Annotated in this window: 20 protein-coding genes; 13 read left to right on the top strand and 7 right to left on the bottom strand. The window is 51.4% G+C overall.

Translation table 11 applies throughout. The features are described 5' to 3' along the window. Positions 1 to 128: 128 nt before the first annotated feature. The 5 genes from E2F51_RS15490 to solA all read left to right on the top strand — a co-directional run bounded on the left by E2F51_RS15490 (position 129) and on the right by solA (position 3,965). Positions 129 to 695, top strand: coding sequence for a lipoprotein (locus E2F51_RS15490; protein ID WP_013201650.1), 567 nt, complete (start codon positions 129 to 131; stop codon positions 693 to 695). Between the two features lie 164 nt (positions 696 to 859). Then, positions 860 to 1,906 (top strand): dihydroorotase, encoded by a 1,047-nt coding sequence (gene pyrC / locus E2F51_RS15485; RefSeq protein WP_134823876.1) that lies wholly within the window; start codon positions 860 to 862, stop codon positions 1,904 to 1,906. A gap of 81 nt (positions 1,907 to 1,987) precedes the next feature. Further along, the gene (gene dinI, locus E2F51_RS15480) at positions 1,988 to 2,233 is read left to right on the top strand and encodes a DNA damage-inducible protein I (RefSeq protein WP_013201648.1); all 246 of its coding nucleotides are present in this window, start codon (positions 1,988 to 1,990) and stop codon (positions 2,231 to 2,233) included. Positions 2,234 to 2,489: 256 nt separating this feature from the next. Beyond that, positions 2,490 to 2,744 (top strand): biofilm formation regulator BssS, encoded by a 255-nt coding sequence (gene bssS / locus E2F51_RS15475; RefSeq protein WP_013201647.1) that lies wholly within the window; start codon positions 2,490 to 2,492, stop codon positions 2,742 to 2,744. Positions 2,745 to 2,849: 105 nt separating this feature from the next. Beyond that, positions 2,850 to 3,965 (top strand): N-methyl-L-tryptophan oxidase, encoded by a 1,116-nt coding sequence (gene solA / locus E2F51_RS15470; protein ID WP_105759267.1) that lies wholly within the window; start codon positions 2,850 to 2,852, stop codon positions 3,963 to 3,965. A 59-nt stretch (positions 3,966 to 4,024) separates the two neighbouring features. Here solA and proP read toward each other — a convergent pair whose 3' ends face one another. Beyond that, positions 4,025 to 5,497 carry a glycine betaine/L-proline transporter ProP gene (gene proP, locus E2F51_RS15465; protein WP_013201645.1) on the bottom strand — a complete coding sequence of 491 codons (1,473 nt, stop codon included), beginning with the start codon at positions 5,495 to 5,497 and terminating at the stop codon, positions 4,025 to 4,027. A gap of 617 nt (positions 5,498 to 6,114) precedes the next feature. Here proP and E2F51_RS15460 point away from each other — a divergent pair. After that, a complete protein-coding gene (locus E2F51_RS15460; RefSeq protein ID WP_134823875.1) occupies positions 6,115 to 6,669 on the top strand; it encodes a cytochrome b in 555 nt (184 codons plus the stop codon). 23 nt (positions 6,670 to 6,692) lie between these two features. Further along, positions 6,693 to 7,265, top strand: coding sequence for a YceI family protein (locus E2F51_RS15455; RefSeq protein WP_041692258.1), 573 nt, complete (start codon positions 6,693 to 6,695; stop codon positions 7,263 to 7,265). Between the two features lie 48 nt (positions 7,266 to 7,313). On the opposite strand, the gene E2F51_RS15450 is transcribed toward E2F51_RS15455, so the two are convergent. Then, positions 7,314 to 8,363, bottom strand: coding sequence for a rhodanese-related sulfurtransferase (locus E2F51_RS15450; protein ID WP_134823874.1), 1,050 nt, complete (start codon positions 8,361 to 8,363; stop codon positions 7,314 to 7,316). Positions 8,364 to 8,577: 214 nt separating this feature from the next. On the opposite strand from E2F51_RS15450, the gene E2F51_RS15445 reads away from it, so the two are divergent. The 4 genes from E2F51_RS15445 to E2F51_RS15430 all read left to right on the top strand — a co-directional run bounded on the left by E2F51_RS15445 (position 8,578) and on the right by E2F51_RS15430 (position 13,122). After that, positions 8,578 to 9,672 carry an NADH:flavin oxidoreductase/NADH oxidase gene (locus E2F51_RS15445; protein WP_134823873.1) on the top strand — a complete coding sequence of 365 codons (1,095 nt, stop codon included), beginning with the start codon at positions 8,578 to 8,580 and terminating at the stop codon, positions 9,670 to 9,672. Between the two features lie 161 nt (positions 9,673 to 9,833). Next, positions 9,834 to 10,754 carry a Kdo(2)-lipid IV(A) acyltransferase gene (locus E2F51_RS15440; RefSeq protein ID WP_134823872.1) on the top strand — a complete coding sequence of 307 codons (921 nt, stop codon included), beginning with the start codon at positions 9,834 to 9,836 and terminating at the stop codon, positions 10,752 to 10,754. 158 nt (positions 10,755 to 10,912) lie between these two features. Continuing rightward, positions 10,913 to 12,148 (top strand): multidrug efflux MFS transporter MdtG, encoded by a 1,236-nt coding sequence (gene mdtG / locus E2F51_RS15435; RefSeq protein ID WP_013201639.1) that lies wholly within the window; start codon positions 10,913 to 10,915, stop codon positions 12,146 to 12,148. A 647-nt stretch (positions 12,149 to 12,795) separates the two neighbouring features. Further along, positions 12,796 to 13,122 carry a hypothetical protein gene (locus E2F51_RS15430; RefSeq protein WP_134823871.1) on the top strand — a complete coding sequence of 109 codons (327 nt, stop codon included), beginning with the start codon at positions 12,796 to 12,798 and terminating at the stop codon, positions 13,120 to 13,122. A gap of 2 nt (positions 13,123 to 13,124) precedes the next feature. Here the strand turns inward: E2F51_RS15430 and E2F51_RS15425 are convergent, their stop codons facing one another. Next, positions 13,125 to 13,661, bottom strand: a complete 537-nt coding sequence (locus E2F51_RS15425; RefSeq protein ID WP_245174119.1) for a DUF4225 domain-containing protein — start codon at positions 13,659 to 13,661, stop codon at positions 13,125 to 13,127. Here E2F51_RS15425 and E2F51_RS15420 point away from each other — a divergent pair. Next, the gene (locus E2F51_RS15420) at positions 13,654 to 14,061 is read left to right on the top strand and encodes a type VI secretion system tube protein Hcp (RefSeq protein ID WP_134823870.1); all 408 of its coding nucleotides are present in this window, start codon (positions 13,654 to 13,656) and stop codon (positions 14,059 to 14,061) included. The two genes, E2F51_RS15425 and E2F51_RS15420, sit on opposite strands and share 8 nt — an antisense overlap. A gap of 320 nt (positions 14,062 to 14,381) precedes the next feature. Here E2F51_RS15420 and E2F51_RS15415 read toward each other — a convergent pair whose 3' ends face one another. Beyond that, entirely contained in the window at positions 14,382 to 15,104 is a 723-nt protein-coding gene (locus tag E2F51_RS15415) for an HNH endonuclease (RefSeq protein WP_134823869.1), read from the bottom strand. A 380-nt stretch (positions 15,105 to 15,484) separates the two neighbouring features. On the opposite strand from E2F51_RS15415, the gene E2F51_RS15410 reads away from it, so the two are divergent. Next, complete coding sequence (locus E2F51_RS15410; RefSeq protein WP_134823868.1) at positions 15,485 to 15,883, top strand: MysB family protein; 399 nt, start codon at positions 15,485 to 15,487, stop codon at positions 15,881 to 15,883. A gap of 65 nt (positions 15,884 to 15,948) precedes the next feature. On the opposite strand, the gene E2F51_RS15405 is transcribed toward E2F51_RS15410, so the two are convergent. The 3 genes from E2F51_RS15405 to mdoG all read right to left on the bottom strand — a co-directional run bounded on the left by E2F51_RS15405 (position 15,949) and on the right by mdoG (position 20,453). Next, positions 15,949 to 16,191, bottom strand: coding sequence for a YceK/YidQ family lipoprotein (locus tag E2F51_RS15405; protein WP_013201634.1), 243 nt, complete (start codon positions 16,189 to 16,191; stop codon positions 15,949 to 15,951). Between the two features lie 160 nt (positions 16,192 to 16,351). Next, entirely contained in the window at positions 16,352 to 18,922 is a 2,571-nt protein-coding gene (gene mdoH, locus E2F51_RS15400) for a glucans biosynthesis glucosyltransferase MdoH (RefSeq protein ID WP_105759273.1), read from the bottom strand. Continuing rightward, positions 18,915 to 20,453, bottom strand: a complete 1,539-nt coding sequence (gene mdoG, locus E2F51_RS15395) for a glucans biosynthesis protein MdoG (protein ID WP_173363026.1) — start codon at positions 20,451 to 20,453, stop codon at positions 18,915 to 18,917. The genes mdoH and mdoG overlap by 8 nt, the downstream gene beginning before the upstream one ends. Positions 20,454 to 20,718 lie beyond the last annotated feature (265 nt).

The following is a 20,718-nucleotide window of genomic DNA, read 5'->3' as shown; positions in this document are numbered from 1 at the left end:
TGCTGCATTTCCTCACACTTTTTTTCCTTTCCGTTTACCCTTTGTCCTGGTGACTCCATTGCCATTGTCGGGCACTCTATTGCCTCACGTCAGAAGGGTTGCTGACGATTTGTAGACAGAGGATAACCATGAACAAAGCATTTTTCGGGCTATGCGCCCTGCTGCTGGTGGGTTTACTGACCGGCTGTAATCAACTGACGCAGTACAGCATCAGTGAACAGGAAGTGAACCAGGCGCTGGCAAAACACAATAACTACGAGAAGCAGATTGGCGTGGCCGGTCTGGTCGATGCCCACATTGTGCTGACCGATCTCAGCAGCCAGATTGGCCGCGCAGAGCCGAATAAGGTGACTCTTTCAGGCAACGCGAAGGTCAACATCAGTTCGCTGTTCGGCCCACAGCAGGCGAACATGACCTTGACGATGAAAGCGCAGCCGTTCTTTGATAAAGAGCAAGGCGCCATCTTCCTGAAGGATATGGAACTGGTCGACGTTCAGGTCCAGCCTGAAAAGATGCAAGGCATTCTGAAAACCCTGACGCCTTACCTGAACCAGTCGCTGAAAGATTACTTTAATCAGAAACCGGCTTATGTGCTGAGCACCGATCGCAGCAAGGCCGAGTCGCTGGCCAAACGCTTCGCCAAAGGGCTGGAAGTGAAGCCAGGCGAGCTGATTATCCCTTTCGTTAGCCAGTAATCATGCCGTTTCAGCACGCGCTGTGCCCTTTGTCGGCTCAGCGCAGGCTGAAACGCTAATTTCCTCCCGCTGCACACAAAGCAGGTGCATTCCCCTGCCTTTATCCCTATGCTTAGTACCCGGCTAAATCGCCAACCCGATTTCACTTCTGCCGGAGCAGCAAAATGACCGCACAACCTCAGCAACTTATCATTCGCCGTCCTGACGACTGGCATATTCATCTGCGTGACGATGAGATGCTGAAAACCGTGCTGCCCTTTACCAGCGAGGTCAATGGCCGGGCGATTGTGATGCCAAATCTGGTGCCACCGGTCACCAGCGTTGCTGCCGCCATTGCTTACCGCAATCGTATTCTGGATGCACTCCCTGACGGGCATCACTTCACCCCACTGATGACCTGCTATCTGACTGATTCACTGGATGCGGATGAAGTGGAAAAAGGCTTCACCGAAGGCGTGTTTACCGCCGCCAAGCTGTATCCGGCACATGCGACCACGAACTCCAGCCACGGCGTGACCAATATCGCCAGCATCGCCACCGTCCTGGAGCGTATGCAGAAGATCGGTATGCCGTTGTTGATCCACGGTGAAGTGACCGCCGCAGAGATCGATATCTTCGATCGTGAAGCGCGCTTTATTGAAACGGTGATGGAGCCGCTGCGTAAGCAGTACCCGGAGCTGAAAGTGGTGTTTGAGCATATCACCACCAAAGAAGCGGCTGCCTATGTCGAGGAAGGCAATCGTTTCCTCGCCGCGACCATTACCCCACAGCATCTGATGTTTAACCGTAACCATATGCTGGTTGGCGGCGTTCGCCCGCATCTGTATTGCCTGCCGATCCTCAAAAGGAATGTGCATCAGGAAGCGTTACGTAAGGTGGTGGCAACCGGAAACGATCGCTTCTTCCTGGGAACCGACACCGCGCCACACCTGCGGCATCTGAAAGAAGCCAGCTGTGGCTGTGCCGGTGTGTTCAACGCCCCGTCTTCTCTGCCGGCTTATGCCACGGTGTTTGAAGAGATGAATGCGCTGCAACATTTCGAAGCCTTCTGCTCTGAAAACGGCCCACGTTTCTATGGCCTGCCGCTGAACGAAGGCACCATTACGCTGGTTCGCAAGCCGTGGAAAGTCGCTGACAGTATTGCCCTCGGCGAGCACACGCTGGTGCCTTTCCTTGCCGGTGAAACCCTGAACTGGACCGTCGAGCTGTAATCCAATCGAACGCCCTGCATTAAATGATTGCCTCCCGTGAGATTACTGTATATATTTACAGTATCTTATTCGGAGGCTTTTATGCGTATTGAAGTCACTGTAGCAAAAACCACTTCTCTTCCTGCTGGCGCAATTGATGCGCTCTCTTCTGAGCTGGTTAAACGTATCGACAAACAGTTCCCTGAATCCAGCAACAGCGTTTCGGTTCGCTATGCGGGAGGAAATAATCTGACGGTGATGGGCGGTGGCAAAGAGGCCAAAGATCGCATCACTGAAATTCTGCAGGAAACCTGGGAAAGTGCCGACGACTGGTTTATTACCGACTAGCGCTTTTCTCTCCTTTTTTGCCGTTGTTTGCCGGGTTTCGCCATCCGGCTTTTTTATCTTTTTTGCGCATTATTTGTCCATTGCACCCGCTTATATAAAATCTTTAATCAAACTCTCTTCTCCTTTCGCCATAAATTTTCCGCCTGCGAGAATTTAAATCCCTGTTATAATTACTTTGCTCTATGAAAAAAAGCCGCATTGAACCTCGATAAATCACTTCGTTGTCATCATTAACACGAGTAATAAGGGGGTTATAATGGACAGAAACAAAGACGTAATCCAGACACATCCCCTCATTGGGTGGGATATCAGTACTGTAGATTCTTACGATGCCATGATGATCCGTCTTCATTCACTAACGTCAAACGAGCAGCAGAATGAAGACGCAGAAGTAGGTCAGACTTACTGGTTAACCACTGATGTTGCCAGGCAATTTATCTCCATTCTCGAAGCTGGCATAGCGAAGATTGAAGCAACAGACTACGTAGATCGCGATTATAAAAAGCATTAAATCCTGTTGGTTTACTCTCTAAGGCACCCTAAGGGTGCCTTTTTCATTCCTGCTACATTTTGCTATCCTGCACGAATTGCCTGATCAACAAAGGAACCGGTGCAGATGGTTTACGATTTAATTGTGGTGGGAAGTGGATCGGTGGGTGCCGCCGCAGGCTGGTACGCAACGCAGGCCGGCCTGAAAGTGCTGATGATTGACCGCGCGCATCCGCCGCACAGCGAAGGTAGCCACCACGGTGAGTCCCGCCTGATCCGCCATGCTTATGGTGAGGGTGCCCGCTACGTCCCAATGGTTTTACGCGCGCAACAGCTGTGGGATGAGCTGGAAACCGCCTGTGGTGAACGCATTATGCACCGCAGCGGTATCATCAATCTGGCCCCGGAAACCTCTGAATTTATTCGTAACGTCAGCCAGAGCGCGCAAGCCTTCTCCCTGAACGTTGAAACCCTGAGCGGTGAGCAGGTGATGGCTCGCTGGCCGCAGATAACGGTTCCCGATGGCTATACCGGCATTTTTGAACCGCAGTCCGGTTACCTGAAATCTGAAGTGGCGGTCCGCCAGCTGATCCGCCTGGCGCGCGAAGCGGGTTGTGCCCAGCTGTTCAACTGCGGCGTCGACGCGCTGGAAGAGCGTGATGGATTGCAGCATGTGCATACGGCAGATGGCACCTACAGTGGCCGTAAGCTGCTGCTGAGCGCCGGCACCTGGGTAAAAACCTTGCTACCCGAGTTGCCGATCGCGCCAGTAAGAAAGGTGTTCGCCTGGCATCAGGCCGATGGCCGCTACAGTGAAAATAATAAATTCCCGGCATTTACCTGCGAAATGCCGGACGGCAGCCATTTTTACGGTTTCCCGGCGGATAATAACGCACTTAAAATTGGCCGTCATGACGGCGGGCAGCTGATTAGCGCACCTGAAGAACGTAAACCCTTTGGATCGGTAAAAGAAGATGGCAGCGAACTGTTTTCTTTCATTCGCCATTTCCTGCCGGGTGTTGGCGTTTGTCTGCGCGGCGAAGCTTGTACCTATGATAATACGGTGGATGAAGACTTTATTATCGACACGCTTCCCGGCTCGCCCGATCGGCTTATTATTAGCGGGTTAAGCGGCCACGGATTTAAATTTGCCAGCGTATTAGGTGAGATTGCCGCTGGGTTTGCGCAAGGGAAAAATACCGAATTTGATTTATCGCCCTTCTCGCTTTCGCGCTTTAAATAATGTTTTCAGGCAATAAAAAAACCGGGTCAGGCCCGGTTTTTTATTGTCTGGCTTATCGGTTAACGCGTCGCGTCAGCCTCTTTCTTCTGCTGACGAAGACGTAGCTTCTTCACCAGCGAGTGTGCCTCGGCTTCGGTGGCCACGGCTGGCGCAGATCCTGACAGCGGTTTACGGGCGGTTTCACGCAGCGTAAACACCGTCAGCACCCCAATCACACCAGCACCCATCAGATAGTAGGCCGGCATCATCAGATTATGCGTTTTCTCCACCAGCCAGGTGGTGATCAGCGGTGTGGTGCCGCCAAACAGTGAAACGGACAGGTTGAAGCCGATGGCCAGCGCGCTGTAGCGGATATCGGTAGCGAACAGCGCCGGTAAGGTCGCCGGCATCGAGCCGCTGAAACAGGTATGGATCACCCCAAGGATAATCAGACCGAGGAACACCAGGTAAAGATTGCCGGTGCCAATCATCATCATGCAGGGGATCGCCATCACAATCAGCCCGATTGCGCCAGCCCAGATCACCGGACGACGGCCCAGACGGTCATTCCAGTGTCCCCAGAACAGCGTCAGCGGCATCATCACAAACATCACCACCAGGATCAGCAACAGGCTGCTGATTTCGCTCAGGCCGAGGATACCGGTCAGGTAGCTTGGCATATAGGAGGTCAGCATGTAGTTCGACACGTTGAACAGCAGCACCAGGCCGATACATTTCAGCATCTGCTTACGATACTTGCTCAGCATCTGCCACAGGGTCAGACGGGGTTTGCTCTGCTCAAGGGCTTCCTGCTTCTCCATATGCTTCTGGAACGCCGGCGTTTCTTCCAGCTTCAGGCGGATATACAGACCAAACAGGCCCAACGGCGCGGCGATAAAGAACGGGATACGCCAGCCCCAGTCCAGCAAGGTCTGTTGCGGCATAGCAACGGTCAGGATGGTGACCAGTCCGGCGCCCAGCAGATAGCCGCCCAGGGTACCAAATTCGAGGAAACTGCCCATAAACCCGCGACGGTTATCGGTGGAGTATTCGGCAATAAAGGTCGCCGCACCGCCGTATTCGCCACCGGTTGAGAAGCCCTGCAGCAGACGAGCGGCTAGCAGCAGGATTGGCGCGAGAATGCCTATCGAGGCATAGGACGGAATGATGCCGATACAAAAGGTACCGATAGACATCATGATCATGGTGATCGCCAGCACTTTCTGACGGCCGATTTTGTCACCCAGCGGGCCAAACACCAGTCCACCAATCGGACGAACCAGGAAGGCTGCCGCAAAGGCACCAAAGGTTGCCAGCAGCTGCGCCGAAGCGTCACCGCCCGGGAAGAAGACTTTGCCCAGGGTGACTGCCAGGTAGCTGTAGACACCGAAATCGAACCATTCCATGGCATTACCCAAGGCTGCGGCGCCCACCGCGCGTTTGAGCATATCGCCATCAACAATGGTGATGTCGTCTACGGTCAGCTCTTTCGGCTTCTTATGCCGTGAGAAAAGCTTCTTAAGCTTGTTATTTGAATCTGATGCAGTGCTCATACGGTCTCCGGAGTGACTGAATGTAGAGAGCAGCGTCATAGCTTTCGTTGCCGGGATGGAAGTAATGAAGGGAAAGAAAGCTATAAAGCAGCGGGATAAGACGATGATTTACACATAAACAACATCTCTTTACGGTAACTGACTCTATACGACAGACCGGATTTTTTCAAGTTTGTGACCGTTATCGCTGAATTTATCCTCAAAAACCATACAGACCTCCAGAGAAATGCCGATTCTCAGACATCTGCGCCAGAGTCGATAGACAAATTGCTGGCATCCGCTATTCATTTACATTACGCCTTAAGCAGACACATCAATAAATATTACCTATTTTAGGGCGTAATATTGACGAAAAGTTACAAACTACTGACGAATACTTAATTTACCATCAAATAAACAGACATTAACAACTTCTCTTCACCCCACAACCAACCCCACATAAATAAGCCACATAACGCTAAACCAACCTTCTGAAAACCAAATTTAATGATAATAACCCGATTAAACATTCAATATTTCTGAATGATAATCACTATTTGTTTACTACGGGTAATTAGTTGTTGATTTTATGTTTCGGATTATCCAGTCTTGGCAAAAATTGATTGCAGGATGTAAGAATGCGCTGGAAAAACACCCCCACCCGCTTTGGCACCGTCAGCGTAATGCTGCACTGGCTGGTGGCCATTGCCCTCTACGGCATGTTTGCGCTCGGCCTGTGGGTGGTCACCCTCGGCTATTACGACAGCTGGTATCACCCTGCCCCGGAATTGCACAAAAGCATTGGCATCACCCTGTTTGCCGTCATGGTGTTGCGGGTCATCTGGCGATTCATCTCCCCGCCGCCAAAACCGTTAAGCAGTTACTCCGCACTGACCCGTGTGAGCGCCGTTGCGGTGCATCTGCTGCTGTACGGCATCCTGTTCGCCATTTTTATCAGCGGCTATTTGATTTCAACCGCCGATGGCAAACCGATTGAGGTCTTTGGCTTGCTCTCCGTACCGGCCACGCTGGAAGGCTTTGGCGAGCAGGCCGACCTGGCCGGCGATATTCACCTGTGGCTGGCCTGGAGCGTGGTGATCCTCTCCGCTCTGCATGGCCTGGCCGCCCTGAAACACCATTTTGTCGATCGCGACAGTACATTGAAGCGGATGCTGGGTAGCCGCGTTGATTAACCTCTGAAAGGAACAGAACTATGTTGAAGAAAAGCCTGTTAGCACTGACCACTGCCGCACTGCTGGCGAGTGCGGCAACCGCCTCAGCCGCTGACTATAAAATTGATAAACAGGGGCAACATGCCTTTGTGCAGTTCCGCATTCAGCACCTTGGCTATAGCTGGCTGTACGGCACGTTCAGAGACTTTGACGGCAGCTTCACGTTTGATGAAGCCGATCCGTCGAAAGATAAGGTCAATGTGACCATCAATACCAACAGTGTTGACACTAACCATGCGGAACGCGATAAGCATCTGCGCAGCGCGGAATTCCTTAACGTGGCGAAATTCGCTCAGGCGACCTTTGTCTCAACGGGTGTGAAAAAGGATGGCGACGAACTGGATATTACCGGCAACCTGACGCTGAATGGGGTGACAAAACCGGTGACGCTGGAAGCGAAAAAGCTGGGTGAAGGCAAGGATCCGTGGGGAGGTTATCGTGCGGGCTTTGAAGCCGAAACCAAAATTGCGTTGAAAGATTTCAACATTAAAACCGATCTGGGGCCAGCCTCACAGGATGTGCAGCTGATGATCTCGGTAGAAGGGATCCGTCAGTAACTGACGGATAACCACCCGGCCGGATGTCTGACACCCGGCCGGAGGGTATTACTCTGCTGAGGGGATTTTCAGCGTCATCGTGAGCTTGCCACGTGACTTATTGAACACCTTATTGCCATTTTCACGGCCAGCACGGCGGGCGCGCTGCTCTTCAGGCGTTAATGCCAACTCTTCCATGCAGATTGGGCTACAGCATTCTTTATACTGCTCGGCACAGCTTGCGCACTGAATAAACAGCAAATGGCAGCCATCGTTTTTGCAATTGACGTGAGTGTCACAGGCGGCACCGCACTGGTGACAGTGAGCAATCACATCGTCAGAAATGCGTTCACCCATCCGCTCATCAAAGACAAAGTTCTTGCCCTTAAAGCGTACCGGCAAGCCCTGCTCACGCGCACGGCGAGCATATTCAATAATGCCGCCTTCAACGTGATAGACGTTTTCAAAGCCGTTATGACGCATCCACGCACTGGCTTTCTCACAACGGATCCCGCCGGTGCAATACATGACGATTTTTTTCTCTTTATCGTCTTTCAGCATCTCAACCGCCATCGGCAGCTGATCGCGGAAGGTATCGGCCGGGATTTCCATCGCGTTGTCAAAATGCCCCACTTCGTATTCGTAGTGGTTACGCATATCAACAAACACCGCATCCGGATCGTCGAGCATCGCGTTGACTTCGTTGGCCTTCAGATAGCCGCCAATATCGCTGGCATCGAAGGTGTCATCGGTAATGCCGTCGGCGACAATGCGCTCGCGCACTTTCAGGCGTAATACCCAAAACGATTTTCCGTCGTCATCCAGCGCGATATTCATGCGCAGATTATCCAGCGCCGGATGGAAAGCATACAGCATCGCTTTCATCGTTTCGTACTGGCTGGCAGGCACGCTGATCTGGGCGTTAATCCCTTCACTGGCAACGTAAACGCGCCCAAAAACTTTCAGCTTAGTCAGCGCAACATACAGCGCATCGCGGAAGGCTTTGGCATCGTCGAGGGTAAAATATTTATAGAAAGAGACTGTGGTACGCGGTTCGCTTTCAGCCAACATCCGCGCGCGCAGCTCTTCATTGGAAACAAGGTTATGTAACACTGGCATGGTGTACGTTCCTGCGTTCAAGAGAGAAATTTTGCGGGCGCTATCATACCTGAATAGCAGAAAAATCAAACCGGAATCCGGTAAAAGCGGTGAAAAGGTCCAATGCGAATGTCATGACGGCTTCAGGTAAAAGCATGGCCTGCTCAACGCCATAATAAAATTTGCCTATAGTTAGCCTTTGTCACTGACATTGTTAACCCACCGGAGAACCTGCATGAGCCAGCTTTTCAGTCCGATATCCCTCGGTAAGCTAACCCTCGAGAACCGCATCGCCATCGCACCAATGTGCCAGTATTCCGCCGACCACGGCAACGCAACCGCCTGGCACCGCATCCATCTTGGCCATCTGGCGCTTTCTGGTGCGGGCCTGTTGATTATTGAAGCCGCCGCGATTGAAGCCGCGGGCCGCATCACGCCGCAGGACTTAGGGTTGTGGAATGATGAAACTGAACAGGCGTTGGGTTCGGTGTTAAAAGACGTGCGTCAGCACTCCTCCATGCCGATTGGTATCCAGCTTGCCCACGCCGGACGTAAAGCCTCTACCGATGTGCCATGGCGTGGCGGCGGTTTCCTGCAGCCTGAAGCAGGCGGCTGGCAAACCTCTGCGCCTTCTTGCGTACCGTTTAATCAGACCGACGGCACGCCCGTGGCGTTGACCAAAGCGCGCATCGAAGAGATCAAACAGTCCTTTGTTGACAGTGCCATTCGCGCCGATCGGCTGGGCCTGGATTTGATTGAAGTCCACGCGGCACATGGCTATCTGTTGCATCAGTTCCTGTCGCCACTGTCGAACCAGCGTGATGATGTCTACGGTGGCTCGCTGGAAAACAGAATGCGCCTGACGCTGGAAATTTTCCGCGAAGTCCGCCGCGTCTTCCCGGCAAACAAACCGGTTGGGGTACGTATCTCCGCTACCGACTGGGTGGAAGGCGGTTGGGATGTGGAACAATCCATTGCATTAAGTCAGGCGCTGGAGGCCGAAGGCTGCGCGTACATCCACGTGTCAAGCGGCGGCCTGTCACCGGCGCAGCAAATTAAAGTCGGGCCGAATTATCAGGTGCCTTTTGCCGCGGCGATCAAAAAAGCCGTCACGATCCCGGTTATTGCGGTGGGTATGATCACCGAGCCGGAACAGGCCGAAGCGGTGCTGGTTGAACAGCAGGCCGATATGGTCGCGCTGGCGCGCGGTATGCTCTACGATCCTCGCTGGCCATGGCACGCGGCGGCGAAACTCGGTGCGAAGGTGCATGCACCAGAGCAATACTGGCGCTGCGAGCCTCATGAAGTCAAAGGGCTGTTTAAGCAGTAAGCCTTATCGGGGTCGCCACAGCCTGTTTATGCTACTGGTGACCCAAATCAACGTTACTACAGCGGGTTATTTCAATCTGTCCTTAAGAAATGGCACAATAGGCCATAATTAAAAGTTCTTGGGCAGCATAATACTGCCCTTTTTATGCGATCTGGACTCTCATGACTCAACTGCCTCAATTTACGCGCGCGTTGTTGCATCCTCGTTATTGGCATACCTGGTTGGGTATTGGCTTCCTTTACCTGCTGGTCCTGCTGCCTTACCCGTTCCTCTATTATATTGGCTGCGGCCTGGGACGCCTTTCAATGCGTTTCCTGCGTAAGCGCGTGAATATCGCTCACCGTAATCTGGAGCTGTGCTTTCCAACCATGCCGGAAGCAGAACGCGAAGCGATGGTGGTACGTAATTTTGAATCCGTTGGTATGGGACTGATTGAAACCGGCATGGCCTGGTTCTGGCCCAACTGGCGCATTAATAAGTGGTTCCACGTCAGCGGACTTGAGCACATCGATAAGGCACATGAAGACGGCAAAGGCATTTTGCTGATTGGCATGCACTTCTTAACGCTGGAGCTGGGTGCCCGTATTTTCGGTATCCATAATCCCGGCATCGGCGTGTATCGTCCCAATGACAATGCGCTGCTGGACTGGTTACAGACCTGGGGCCGCATGCGTTCCAATAAAAGTATGCTGGATCGTAAAGACCTGAAAGGCATGATCCGCGCGCTAAAAAGCGGCGACATCATCTGGTACGCGCCGGATCACGATTACGGCCCGAAGAGCAGCGTGTTTGTGCCGTTCTTTGGCGTTGATAAGGCCGCTTCAACCAAAGGCAGCTATGTGCTTATCCGCAGCGGTCATCCAGCGGTAATTCCGTTTGTGCCACGCCGTTTGCCGCATGGCAAAGGCTATGAAATGGTGATCCTGCCGGAAGAGAAAGACATGCCGCTGGATGATGAAGCCGCCACCGCAGCCAGGATGAATCAGGTGATTGAACGCGGCGTGCTGATGGCACCGGAGCAATATATGTGGCTGCATCGCCGCTTTAAAACCCGTCCCGCCGGTGAATCCTCCCTTTATTAAATCTGGTTGGGAGCAGGGTTTTCCTCGCCTGTTACCCAACTAAAACCCTTTTTAAACGCTGTTTCTTTTCCTTATGTACCCCCTGTTAATGCCGATTTTTTGCGCGCATAATTAGCCTGCTAATAAAAAAATCCACCCTACAGGTCTTACACTGAACTATGGCTACTGCTGACGTTCCGCTCTCCTCGATCAACTGGCAAAAAAATCTGTTTGTCGCCTGGTGCGGCTGCTTTCTTACCGGTATCGCCTTCAGCCTGGTGATGCCGTTCCTTCCGCTGTATGTCGAATTGCTGGGCGTTACCGATCCTCATTCACTGAATATGTGGTCGGGACTGGTGTTCAGCATCACCTTTCTGTTTTCAGCCATTGCCTCCCCTTTCTGGGGTGGTCTGGCTGACCGTAAGGGCCGTAAGATCATGCTGTTGCGCTCGGCGTTGGGCATGTCTGTCGTGATGGTGTTGATGGGCCTGGCGACGTCAATCTGGCAGTTCCTGGCGCTGCGTGCGGTGCTGGGCTTGTTGGGAGGATTTGTGCCCAATGCCAATGCGCTGATAGCGACGCAGGTTCCCCGCAACAAAAGCGGCTGGGCGCTCGGCTGGCTCTCCACCGGTGCCGTCAGCGGCGCGTTGATTGGCCCGCTGATCGGCGGATTACTGGCGGACAGTTTTGGTTTGCGTCCGGTGTTCTTTATCACCGCTTCGGTTCTCTTCGTCTGCTTTATCATGACGCTGTTTGCCGTGCGCGAAGAGTTTGTGCCGGTGCAAAAAAAGGACATGCTGCACGCCCATCAGGTGTTTACCACCCTGAAAAACCCCAGGCTGGTGCTGACGCTGTTTGTTACCACGATGATTATTCAGGTGGCGACCGGCTCAATAGCGCCAATTCTGACGCTGTACGTGCGGGATCTGGCCGGAGATATTCAGAACCTGGCGTTTGTCAGCGGGCTGATCGCCTCAGTGCCCGGCGTTGCTGCGCTGATCAGCGCGCCACGGCTGGGGAAACTGGGCGACCGGATTGGCCCGGAACGGATCCTGGTGGCGATGCTGCTGGTGTCAGTGCTGTTGCTGATCCCAATGTCGATGGTGCAGAATCCGCTGCAGTTGGGTATTTTGCGGTTCCTGCTCGGTGCCGCAGATGGTGCGCTCCTTCCTGCGGTGCAGACGCTGCTGATTTATAACGCCAGCAATCAGGTGGCGGGACGTATATTCAGTTATAACCAGTCTTTCAGAGACATTGGCAATGTCACCGGCCCGCTAATGGGCGCCGCCGTGTCGGCTCACTGGGGATTCCGCGCCGTGTTCGTGGTGACCGCCTGCGTGGTGTTGTTTAACGCCATTTACTCGTGGATCACCCTGCGCCGCCGCGTGGATCGCAGTTCGATGCTGGATGAGTGAATTTGCTGGCAGGATCGCGCCGAGTTTGTGCTCAATCCTGCCCAGTCCTTTCATTAACCTGCTGAAACGCCTGCACAAAATTCCTTTCATCTTTTTTTATCCTCAGATGTTTCCCCTCAGCAATCTTCGACTATCCTTTCTAAAACCTGAATCAGTTGTTATGGAGAAAAGATCCTACATAGCTACGGCAAGCAGCTTTTTGAGCCTGATGTTCTTCTCCTCGAACAACTTCAGGGGCTAACCTAAGGCACCTCGATACCGCCTTACTTCTTACGCCGGGTGTAGACGTAGTGTTGGAAATGGCATGTTTGCTGCAGATTTCATAGAAGGTAACCCCGTTTGGGGCAGCATGGTGAATACTGATTATATCTTGTCGGAAAATCACATTTCCATGGACATGTCCTCATGTGACTTATGGCGCCATTACTAACATCGGGATTTATTAATCAATGGGGAGCGGGTCAAGGGCGATTAATTTTTTACACGATATATAATCTATGTCACCAATTCAACTTTGGCTCTATTAAGTAAGACCTCCCTCTTCACTTAAAAAAAGATGCACAATCAACTAATGGATGTACCTATTAAGCAGCCATATGTTAGAATAATCATTATCAATTCATAGAAAATTATAGATGGATTCAATTTTGAACGATATGGATTTTGTTAATGATCTTAAGGCCAATGGCTTTACTGACAAGGATATAAGTCGATTAAGAACAATAGTTGAGAGTGTTCCTACTAAGGATCAAACGTTTTCCTCTATAGTTCTTGACTTGAGTAAACGTTTCTGGGGTGGTGTTATTGGGATGTTACTGATGGCAGTTATTGCCATTTTTGGCAGTATCTATGACTCAGCGGAAAACTTTGTCATCTACCTGATAGTTATTCTTTTTGGAGTGACCGTTGTTTATATTGTCACTCCAATGAAATTAGCATGGAAAGCACATCGCTACATGGCTAAGAAAAAGTAACATTATTTGGGATCAGTATTCAGATCTTTAATGTTAATGCCGATCTCTATACCTTTCTTTGCCGCACCAGCTCCTTTTAATGCGAGAGCAGGTTTGCTCATTGTCTGAACCTTTCTGTAATAATCTGATGGCAGATAGTTAAATAGCCTCCATGCTTCTGGTTTTAAACTTAACTTCAAAACCCCATAATACGATGTAGTAAAATCTACGGCCTGATAAGCTAAAAATCCCAATCTTTTGTCGAAGCCCATAAATTCAGCAGCATCTTCATATGCATTTCGCATGAAATTTGTTGGATTGGCACGTCCAAGGAGTTTTTCAGCACTTTCTATAGTTGAGCCAGCACCACTCAGAACCAAACTCGAACCAGCTACAACTCCAATTACATTCCCAGTAGCCATTGAACCAGCAATCAAGGTAGCACCTGCAACCATCTGTAACCCACCCACAACAACACCTATGCCATCGATTATATAACCGATAATTTTTTCATGTTCATGATAGAACTGAACAGATGCAGACACTACCTGGATCGACATTGACTCCTTCTCTTGGGGGGCAAGCCAGGCCGGGAATATGAGTGTTGGTGGTGGGGGTGGAGCTGGCAAGGTTCATTACCGCGATCTTACAGTCCATGCCAATATTGATAAGGCCATTCCTGCAATCATGCGTTATGTCTCTAATGGCAAGCACATCAGTAAGATTGAGCTGGCGATATGTAAAGCCGGTGGCACTCAGAATGAGTACTGCCGTATTACCCTTGAGGATGTACTGATCATTGATGCAATGTTCAATGGTGCAAGCCAGCGTGATCTTGTTGGTATGACATACCAGTTCCAGGCTGCAAAAGTTAAAACCCAGTACTGGGAGCAGTCGACTACTGGCGGTAAGGGTGCAGAAACCCAATCAAGCTGGAACATAAAAGAAAACCGCGAATAAGCTTGATATGACGCATTCTAATAGGTTCAAAATAACTTTCAGAGCCCATCTGAACCTAAGTAGCACCAACCAATAGAATGCGTCTAATTAAAAAATGGGTTGCTATTGTCATTCCATAAAATCCTAAAGCAACAATATTTAATCCTTGCGAATTTTTTTGAGCTCCATAAGAAATTCTCTAGACCACGACATCCATAAGTTACTCTTGTTTTTATTATAAATCATCTGTAGGAATGCCATGAAGTAATTCAACTCATAATATAAACGTATGGTGATTTTTCATGGAGGAATTCAATAGTCACTCCGACTGTTTATTATTTTTAAATGTACCCTGTTTTGATCTTCAGTTCTTCAATTGTCATTAGCTTGTTACCTAAATGTACCATGGCATGACAATTTGGGCAGAGTGGAATAAGGTCAACGATAGGATCGATACTATATCCCTCACCTAGAGTATGAATGGGTTTGATGTGGTGTACATGAAAAAATCCCTTACCATGCTCACCATAGACTTTTCCAAAATCGAACCCACATCCCTTACATGCAGTACCATAATGCCGGATACATTCCTGTCTTGCTCGGGGATCCCTTTCATAAGAATTAACTGTAACTCGTGTCTTTGCCCCTTCGATGAAGTTATCGGGCATTGGGATTTCATCAGGGAAAGGATTAGCGGCAAAGTCTGCATACCAAACGTCACCTTCTTTGCTTAGAAATCGTTTAACCAGTTTACGTTCGAAGTTTTCAATGACTCCTACCTCAGAATTATCAGGGTGTTCAGCAAATTTCATTTTGAATGTGTAAAGCTCGTAGCCCTCAGTCACCAGTTGGAGATGTTCTATGGCCTGAGCATAACCAGGCTGTTTCTTATCTTTACTGTTCTTCTTCCATCCTTCACGAAGAATAACAGCTCTCTCTCGCTCCTGCTCAACATCCCATGTACCAAAGATCACCATTCGCTTTTGATGATTCACAAAAGACCAACTCCATGTCCAGTTGCTACATGTCGCCCCCTCAGATTGGATGAATTGCTTTCTGTTCATGTCACCTCTATTTGTAATTATCTGTTTGTAAAAATAAATCGTTTGAAGAACCCGTTTTTTTAAGTCAGCTTCATTTAGCCTCTTCAATTAACGTGAATTTACTGAAACAACATTTTCCAACTAACCCACAGGCTAATAGTGTTGATACAACACTAAGTTTTAATAAAAATGATTTATTGAAGCGGCGGCCAAGTTTGTGAGTGTGCATGGCAATTAATAACAGAACCGATTTAAAGATCATTAAGCAAGCCCTTTTTGCATGTAACCCACTGATACGCGTATACAAATATGCTTTCATTTTTTTTGCGGTCATAGGTTTACCGTGGCAGAAGATCTACTATCCTTTGCTAATCATCTTATCTTAGAAAGGACGAATTGGTATGTCATTATATGCAACGCTTGAAGAAGCCATTGATGCCGCACGTGAAGAGTTTCTGGCTGCAAACCCGGAAATGGAAGAAGAGGACGCCTCAGTGGGCCAGTTCAACCTGCAGAAATATGTGATGCAGGATGGCGATATCATGTGGCAGGCCGAGTTCTTCGCTAACGAAGGCGATGAAGGGGAATGCTTATCCCTGCGTGGCGGCGAGGCTGCCCAGGCGATTTTTGATGACGATTTCGATGAGATTGAAATTCGTCAGGAATGGCTGCCTGAAAATACGCTGCACGAGTGGGATGAAGGTGAGTTCCAGCTTGAGCCGCCTACGGACACCGAAGAAGGCAAAGCGGCAGCAGATGAGTGGGAAGATGACAACAGCGAGTCCGAACGCTACGAATAGTCCCTGCTGCGGCCCTGTGTGCCGATCTAAGCGCTGAAGTAAGCCCGGCTGAACTGCCGGGCTTTTTATTCGTAAGGACCGTGGTGCGCGTCGACAGGCAGCAACAGCGTATCCACCACCAGTGACAGCGGCAGGTCGATAATAGTCAGAAAGCGCCATGGCGTGTCGCGCACATCCCATTGCACGCCAGGATAATACTGGTTGCCGTGCCCCTGTCCCGGAAACGTCCGGCTGATAATACTGCCGCAGCCCGTCAACAGCACCACGATCGCTCCCGTCAGAATGCCGCGGTAAATAAGCTTAATCATAACCACCTTTAACTGAAGAAAAACGCGCCATTGTAGAGTAACTGCGCAAACGCTATCTGGCAAAAAACGCAAAATTTCCGTAAGCGTTGCGTAAAGCGCCACCGGCGTTGGGCATAAAAAAGGCCGGGAAACAATTCCCGGCCTTTTTAAGTTTCAGCGTTTACACCGTTTCAGGCTTGGTGTTCTGCAGCGCCTGCGGATTCATTTTCAACGACTTGTAGTAATCGAACCAGTCGTGATACTTGTCAGCATGCGCCCACAAGCGGTAATGCATCCTCGACAGCGTCACCGGGTCGCTGATCAACGCCAGACGGCGATCGCGATCCAGCTTGGCCGGCGATTCACTGAGTGCCTGATCAACCTGACGGTCGCGGGCGAATTCCAGCACATCACTTTTCAGGTGGCGGGAGGTCGCTAACGCACTGGCCAGGGCGTTGAACGATGGGTCAAACACGGCGTGCATAAAGCCATCTTTCAGCGCGCGCTCACGGTTCACTTCCACGTAGCGATCGGTATCCACCAGCTCTTTCGGCGGATCGTACTCTTCCGGGATAAGGAACAGTTTGGCGCGTTTCGACGCGGCACCGGTCGTTGAACGGCTGGAGAACACCGACACGAATGGCGACAGGATCAGCGAGAAGACGATTGGCGCCAGCCACCACAGGAAGTTCAGGTCAAGCCAGCCCATTCCTGCAGCCCAGACAATACCCAGTGCCATCTGCGAACCGTGACGTTTGAAGGCTTCGCTCCATGGCGTTGCATCATCATCACGCTGCGGAGAGTTCCACACCACTTCCCAACCGAGGAATGCGCTTACCACGAACACCGTATGGAACAGCATACGTACCGGTGCCAGCAGTACCGAGAACAGCATTTCCAGGAACAGAGATACCGTTACGCGAACCACACCACCGTAAGGCTTCGCCCCTTTGAACCACACCAGCATGATGCTGAGCAGCTTCGGCAGGAACAGCAATACCATGGTGGTGGAGAACAGCGCGATCGCCAGCTCCGGACGCCACTGCGGCCAGACAGGGAAAAGCTGCCGGGGCTGCAGGAAGTACTGCGGCTCCATCAGCGTATGCACCACCTGCAACGCGGTTGACAGTGCCAGGAACATAAACCACAGCGGCGCCGACAGATAGGACATCACGCCCGTCAGGAACACCGCACGGTGAACCGGGTGCATCCCTTTTACCAGGAACAGACGGAAGTTCATCAGGTTACCGTGACACCAGCGGCGGTCACGCTTCAGCTCATCCAGCAGGTTAGGCGGCAGCTCTTCATAAGAACCCGGCAGATCGTAAGCAATCCACACGCCCCAACCGGCACGACGCATCAGCGCCGCTTCCACGAAGTCATGGGACATGATCGAACCGGCGAATGACCCTTCACCCGGCAACGGTGCCAGCGCACAGTGCTCGATAAACGGCGCAATACGGATGATGGCGTTGTGCCCCCAGTAGTGGGACTCACCCAACTGCCAGAAGTGCAGGCCGGCGGTAAACAACGGACCGTAGACGCGGGTCGCAAACTGCTGACAACGGGCATACAGCGTATCCATGCCTGACGCTTTTGGCGACGACTGGATAATACCGGCGTTCGGGTTGGCTTCCATCATGCGCACCAGACCGGTCAGACACTCACCGCTCATCACGCTGTCCGCATCCAGCACCACCATGTAGCTGTACTGGCTGCCCCAACGACGACAGAAGTCATCGATGTTGCCGCTTTTACGCTTCACACGGCGACGGCGACGGCGATAGAAAATGCGCCCTTCCCCGCCAACATCACGCACCAGATCCATCCAGGCTTTCTGTTCCGCAATGGCGATATCCGGGTTGTAACTGTCGCTCAGAATATAGACGTCAAAATTCTTCTCTTCGCCGGTTCTGGCCACCGATTCCCAGGTAGCACGCACACCTGCAAAAACACGTCCGACATCTTCGTTACAGATCGGCACGATCAGCGCAGTACGGTGCTCCGGATTGATGGGCTCATCGCCATTCAGCCCGTAGGAAATACTGTACTTATCCTTGCCGATCATCAGCTGCAGGAAGCCCATCAGCGCGGTCCAGAAGCCAGCGGAGACCCAACAGAACAGCACCGCGAACAGGAACAGGATCCCCGTTTGCAGCACGTAAGGCAGGATCTGCAGCACCGACTGCTGCCAGTTCTGGTTGATCATCTCCAGCGGATCGATCATCGCCCAGCCCTGGTAAGGCAGAATGGTTTTCATGTACCAGGTCGCGACAACGGTCTGTGCGATGGTCAGCAACAGCAAGATGTAGCGACGGATCGAACCAACATGACGCCACTTATCTTCCTGCCGCTGTTCTTCAGGATCGGCATAACGATGAGTGGTTTTGCGGCCACGAACGGAATCCCAGGCGCGCGCAACCGGGTTGGTGCGCCAGGCTTCCGGGTACATGGAAGAGCGAGTATGGCGAGGCATGGCCTTCAGCGTGGTGCGGTCAAGTTCATCAGTATCGAACTGTTTCCCTTCCCCGACGGACTCCGGCCAGCTCATTTCGATACGCGATTTAACCGACTCCAGTGGCGCATCGTCAGGACGACACTCTACCGGGCCGCCATCCGCAAGCGACTGGTGCAGCTGGCTGAACGCCTCTTCAGGTTGTTCAGGCAGCGATTCACGCAGCGCCCCCTTCCGCTCGGCGGAAAGGGGCAGCGCATCGATATAGTCAGTGGGTAAAACTGTAGGCTTATTCATTGGCAGGCAACTGATAGCTCCAGGTTTCTGTCAGCGTCTTATCACCGCTCATCAGCGCAGCACGCATCTCGGTCGCTTGCTTGTTGTCTTTGACGCGTAAACGCATCATCAGACGCCAGCCTTTCGTTACCGGATTATAGCGTACGCTGTTTTCCACCAGCTCACCGTTGTTACCGATGCTGACCTGAGGCGTTACCTGGGTATTCTCCGGCAACTTGCTCATGTCCTGACCGGTGAAGTCCACCACGAAGGCGACCGTGCCATCCGGCTGGCGAACCAGGTTAGACTGCTTCACATCGCCCGTTGAGCGCAGCGTACTTTTCACAAACGCCACATCTGGCGAATGCAGCTGGCTCTCGTCGCGAGTGAAGTGCAGACGGTATTTAAAGTTCATCTCTTTGCCCGGATCCGGCAGGTTTTCCGGCGTCCAGAAAGCAACGATGTTGTCGTTGGTTTCATCAGCCGTTGGGATCTCGACCAGCTCTACGCGGCCTTTACCCCAGTCACCCTGTGGTTCGATCCAGCCACTTGGACGCAGATCGTAACGATCGTCCAGGTCCTGATACTGATCGAAATCACGTCCGCGCTGCAACAGTCCGAAGCCTTTCGGGTTCTCAACGGTAAAGGTGCTCACCGCCAGATGTTTCGGGTTGTTCAGCGGACGCCAGATCCACTCACCGTTGCCGGCGTGGATAGAAAGACCGTTGGAATCATGTAACTGCGGACGGTAGTTGGTGTTTGGCGAAGGTTGGTTCGGCCCAAACAAGAACATACTGGTCAGCGGAGCCACGCCCAGCTTGCCCACTTTGTCGCGCAGATAGACTTTAGACTGCACGTCAACCGTGCTTTCTTTGCCTGGGGTGATCAGGAAGCGATAGGCTCCCGTCGCCCGTGGCGAATCCAGCAGCGCATAGATCACCAGATGCTTATCAGACGGTTTTGGACGTTCGATCCAGAACTCTTTAAAGCGTGGGAACTCTTCGCCAGATGGCAATGCAGTATCAATAGCCAGACCACGAGAAGAAAGACCATAAACCTGGCCGGCGCCAATCACGCGGAAGTAGCTCGCGCCCAGGAAGCTGGTGATCTCGTCATCTTTCTTGTTTTTACTGTTTAGCGGGTACAGCACTTTAAACCCGGCAAAACCGAGGTTTTTAACCGTTTCCGGATCGTGCTTTACGTTGCCAAAGTTAAAGTAATCTGGTGAATATTTAATCTGTCGAACCGTCGAAGCGGTGACTTCATTAATCTGCACCGGTGTATCGAAGTACATTCCTTGATGATAGAACTCAAGCTTGAATGGGGTCTTCAGCTTACTCCAATAGGCTTTATCGCGATTGAACTGAATCTGCTGATAATCCGCATATTTCATGTCTCGCAACTGGGAAGGCAAATTGCTTTTCGGCGCTTCGTACCCTTTCCCTGCCAAATCTTTAGCCTGCTTTGCTACGTCATCAATGTTGAAAGCCCAGCTGGAGCTGGCATACATCGACAGCAAAACTGTTACGCCTAACCAGCGCAATTTCATCAGTTTTGGCTTATTTTTCATTTTAATCAGCACATCCCCCCCTTTCGTGTGCTTAAATCAATCCTATCCATCTTAATGGATTATTCAGCATTCCGACAGCTCGGCAATCATTTAGTTCCTCGTGTTACCTGCGCTAATCGCCTTATTCTCAAGTGTTTAACGGATCCAGATTAGCCTGATAGTATACCCGCGATTTCTACCCTAAAGTGAGCGTAAGGCTTTAGCGTGGCTCAGGGCGAGCCAACGCGTTAACGTGTTGAATATTGGA

Origin of the sequence: Erwinia sp. QL-Z3, from assembly GCF_004551645.1 — a bacterium.
GTDB classification, from domain to species: Bacteria; Pseudomonadota; Gammaproteobacteria; order Enterobacterales; family Enterobacteriaceae; genus Erwinia; species Erwinia billingiae.
The sequence above is the reverse complement of the archived record's forward strand: the minus strand, read 5'-3'. Positions and strand labels throughout refer to the sequence as shown.

What these genes read in the sequence shown, in the direction of transcription:
- mdtG (WP_013201639.1), top strand. Translation starts at nt 10,913, where the DNA reads ATGGCTACTGCTGACGTTCCGCTCTCCTCGATCAACTGGCAAAAAAAT.
- bssS (WP_013201647.1), top strand. Translation starts at nt 2,490, where the DNA reads ATGGACAGAAACAAAGACGTAATCCAGACACATCCCCTCATTGGGTGG.
- solA (WP_105759267.1), top strand. Translation starts at nt 2,850, where the DNA reads ATGGTTTACGATTTAATTGTGGTGGGAAGTGGATCGGTGGGTGCCGCC.
- dinI (WP_013201648.1), top strand. Translation starts at nt 1,988, where the DNA reads ATGCGTATTGAAGTCACTGTAGCAAAAACCACTTCTCTTCCTGCTGGC.
- E2F51_RS15405 (WP_013201634.1), bottom strand. Translation starts at nt 16,191, where the DNA reads ATGATTAAGCTTATTTACCGCGGCATTCTGACGGGAGCGATCGTGGTG.
- E2F51_RS15410 (WP_134823868.1), top strand. Translation starts at nt 15,485, where the DNA reads ATGTCATTATATGCAACGCTTGAAGAAGCCATTGATGCCGCACGTGAA.
- E2F51_RS15460 (WP_134823875.1), top strand. Translation starts at nt 6,115, where the DNA reads ATGCGCTGGAAAAACACCCCCACCCGCTTTGGCACCGTCAGCGTAATG.
- E2F51_RS15415 (WP_134823869.1), bottom strand. Translation starts at nt 15,104, where the DNA reads ATGAACAGAAAGCAATTCATCCAATCTGAGGGGGCGACATGTAGCAAC.
- mdoH (WP_105759273.1), bottom strand. Translation starts at nt 18,922, where the DNA reads ATGAATAAGCCTACAGTTTTACCCACTGACTATATCGATGCGCTGCCC.
- E2F51_RS15425 (WP_245174119.1), bottom strand. Translation starts at nt 13,661, where the DNA reads ATGTCGATCCAGGTAGTGTCTGCATCTGTTCAGTTCTATCATGAACAT.
- proP (WP_013201645.1), bottom strand. Translation starts at nt 5,497, where the DNA reads ATGAGCACTGCATCAGATTCAAATAACAAGCTTAAGAAGCTTTTCTCA.
- E2F51_RS15445 (WP_134823873.1), top strand. Translation starts at nt 8,578, where the DNA reads ATGAGCCAGCTTTTCAGTCCGATATCCCTCGGTAAGCTAACCCTCGAG.
- E2F51_RS15440 (WP_134823872.1), top strand. Translation starts at nt 9,834, where the DNA reads ATGACTCAACTGCCTCAATTTACGCGCGCGTTGTTGCATCCTCGTTAT.
- E2F51_RS15450 (WP_134823874.1), bottom strand. Translation starts at nt 8,363, where the DNA reads ATGCCAGTGTTACATAACCTTGTTTCCAATGAAGAGCTGCGCGCGCGG.
- pyrC (WP_134823876.1), top strand. Translation starts at nt 860, where the DNA reads ATGACCGCACAACCTCAGCAACTTATCATTCGCCGTCCTGACGACTGG.
- E2F51_RS15490 (WP_013201650.1), top strand. Translation starts at nt 129, where the DNA reads ATGAACAAAGCATTTTTCGGGCTATGCGCCCTGCTGCTGGTGGGTTTA.